This window comes from Faecalibacterium sp. AM43-5AT (assembly GCF_003603345.1).
Taxonomy (GTDB): Bacteria; Bacillota; Clostridia; order Oscillospirales; family Ruminococcaceae; genus Faecalibacterium; species Faecalibacterium taiwanense.
Window position 1 is genome coordinate 1 of the sequence record NZ_QVGZ01000029.1, and the last position, 2,202, is coordinate 2,202.

Sequence of the window (2,202 nt, forward strand, 5' to 3'; positions counted from 1 at the left end):
CCAAGGTACGCTTGTAGAATCCTTCTTCAACAATCAGATAGATGTCAGACGCATGGCTTTCAAAAACCACTTTTTTAATAATTTGTGTGCTTAAATGGTAAGGAATACTCCCAACAATTTTATACCTCTGTTTGTTAGGGAATTGAAACTGTAGAATATCTTGGTGAATTAAAGTGACACGAGTATTCAGTTTTAATTTTTCTGACGATAAGTTGAATAGATGACTGTCTAATTCAATAGACGTTACCTGTTTACTTATTTTAGCCAGTTTCGTCGTTAAATGCCCTTTACCTGTTCCAATTTCGTAAACGGTATCGGTTTCTTTTAAATTCAATTGTTTTATTATTTGGTTGAGTACTTTTTCACTCGTTAAAAAGTTTTGAGAATATTTTATATTATTGTTCATGTAATCACTCCTGAAGTGATTACATCTGTAAATAAATACTGAAGTTAAACGATTTGTTTGTAATTTTAGTTATCTGTTTAAAAAGTCATAAGATTAGTCACTGGTAGGAATTAATCTAACGTATTTATTTATCTGCGTAATCACTGTTTTTAGTCTGTTTCAAAACAGTAGATGTTTTATCTACATTACGCATTTGGAATACCAACATGACGAATCCCTCCTTCTTAATTACAAATTTTTAGCATCTAATTTAACTTCAATTCCTATTATACACAAAATTTTAAGAAAGTCAATAAATAATCATAATTTTCTAATTGTGTTATTGACTACACTAATTCAATTAGCTAGAATTGTGTTTGTATGATATTTTGAATGAGGTGCATAACTATGAAAACCACTAAAGAAGCAGTAATAAAAGCAACATCAGACTTAGCAGATGAAAAAGGATTAAATAACGTTTCGTTAAAAGCTGTTGCTCAAAAATTAAACATTCGTACACCATCTTTATATAATCACATAGAAAGTTTAGATAATCTTCTTTTAGAAGTTGCTCATAATGGTATGCGTGACATGAATGAAAGAATGATGAAAATTGCCGTTGGAAAAATAGGGAAAGAAGCAATTAAGTTAGTTTCTATCGAATACCTAAACTATATGATTGAACACCCCGGAGTTTATGAAACAATTCAATGGGCTGTGTGGCACGGAACAGAGGAAACAGCAACCATTTTTAACAACTATCTTTCATTATTAACTACTCTTATCCAATCGTGCAGTCTTAACAAAGACAAAACACTTGAAATATTAAATATGCTTACTGGAATAATTCACGGTTATACAACTTTGCAATTAGGAAACGCTTTTTCTGCCTCAGATAAAGTTAGATTTGAATTAGCTGAAGCGATAGATACTTTATTAGTCGGGATTTTCCAGAAGTATAAATAATATATTTAGGCTTGCAAATCAATACAGAACTGCAAGCCTTTTTCTTTTATCCTACAATCTTCCAGTTGCTATCCTTATGTAGCACAAGCTCATACTGTGATACTTGTGTCGCCTTTGTCTGATTATCAAGGAATTTTACAGCTACTTTAACTTTCACATTATCCCCGTCCTTTGTAAAGATAGGGTTTACCAGTTCAGAATAAAGGTAGTCCCTGCCGATAGGCTCAATCACATTTCCAGATACATAGTAAGCAAGCTCTTTTTCTGTGGCTGTTGGATAGAGCTTAAAGAATGTTTCCAGAAATGCGGTAGCGTCATTTACCGTATCAGCGTCCACGCTTGCGTCTGCTTCTGGTGTCTTAGGCTCATAGTCTGATTTTTCGATTGCTGGTGCAAGAGTAGGGTTCTGAATGATTACCATATCCCCGTCAGCGTCTACATGGACTTTTACAGTATACTGATTGTTTGGCTCTTTATTTTGTAAAGGAGCGTGATGCCATGACCCAACCGAAAACCAACCTTGCCTATCTCCGCAGCGAGAAAGCCAAAGCGGAGCAGAAGCTGCGCTCTTGCCAGCACCGGGAAAAGATCCTTGAACGCAGGATGTCAGAGCTGAACCGGAGAGAGCGTGTGCACCGTCTTTGTACTCGTGCCGGAATGCTGGAAAGCTTTCTGGTCTGTCCGGGAGAACTGACCGACGATCAGGTGATGGAGCTTTTGAAGATCTCATTCCGTCAACCTGAAGTCGTGCTGGCGCTTGCAAAGATGGTGCATGACGTTCACGAACGAAGCAACGTCCAAAACCCTTTAGAATAAAGGGCGCAATTATACACCGTTCCGGTGAAATTGCG

Annotated in this window: 5 protein-coding genes; 2 read left to right on the plus strand and 3 right to left on the minus strand. The window is 36.4% G+C overall.

The annotated features are described in order from the left end of the window. Together DW937_RS14515 and DW937_RS14520 are read right to left on the minus strand one after the other, a co-directional pair. Positions 1-406: rRNA adenine N-6-methyltransferase family protein (locus tag DW937_RS14515; RefSeq protein ID WP_120121499.1), on the minus strand; the 406-nt coding region annotated here is incomplete at its 3' end. 124 nt (positions 407-530) lie between these two features. Continuing rightward, a complete protein-coding gene (locus DW937_RS14520) occupies positions 531-614 on the minus strand; it encodes a 23S rRNA methyltransferase attenuation leader peptide (RefSeq protein WP_001814874.1) in 84 nt (27 codons plus the stop codon). Between the two features lie 179 nt (positions 615-793). Here DW937_RS14520 and DW937_RS14525 point away from each other — a divergent pair, with 179 nt between their 5' ends. Continuing rightward, positions 794-1,351 (plus strand): TetR/AcrR family transcriptional regulator, encoded by a 558-nt coding sequence (locus DW937_RS14525; protein ID WP_005946872.1) that lies wholly within the window; start codon positions 794-796, stop codon positions 1,349-1,351. 46 nt (positions 1,352-1,397) lie between these two features. On the opposite strand, the gene DW937_RS14530 is transcribed toward DW937_RS14525, so the two are convergent. Continuing rightward, entirely contained in the window at positions 1,398-1,961 is a 564-nt protein-coding gene (locus DW937_RS14530) for a conjugal transfer protein (RefSeq protein WP_270193384.1), read from the minus strand. Between DW937_RS14530 and DW937_RS14535 the strand changes: the two genes are divergently transcribed. Next, positions 1,850-2,167 carry a DUF3847 domain-containing protein gene (locus tag DW937_RS14535; protein WP_117472336.1) on the plus strand — a complete coding sequence of 106 codons (318 nt, stop codon included), beginning with the start codon at positions 1,850-1,852 and terminating at the stop codon, positions 2,165-2,167. The genes DW937_RS14530 and DW937_RS14535 overlap by 112 nt on opposite strands. Positions 2,168-2,202: the final 35 nt, after the last annotated feature.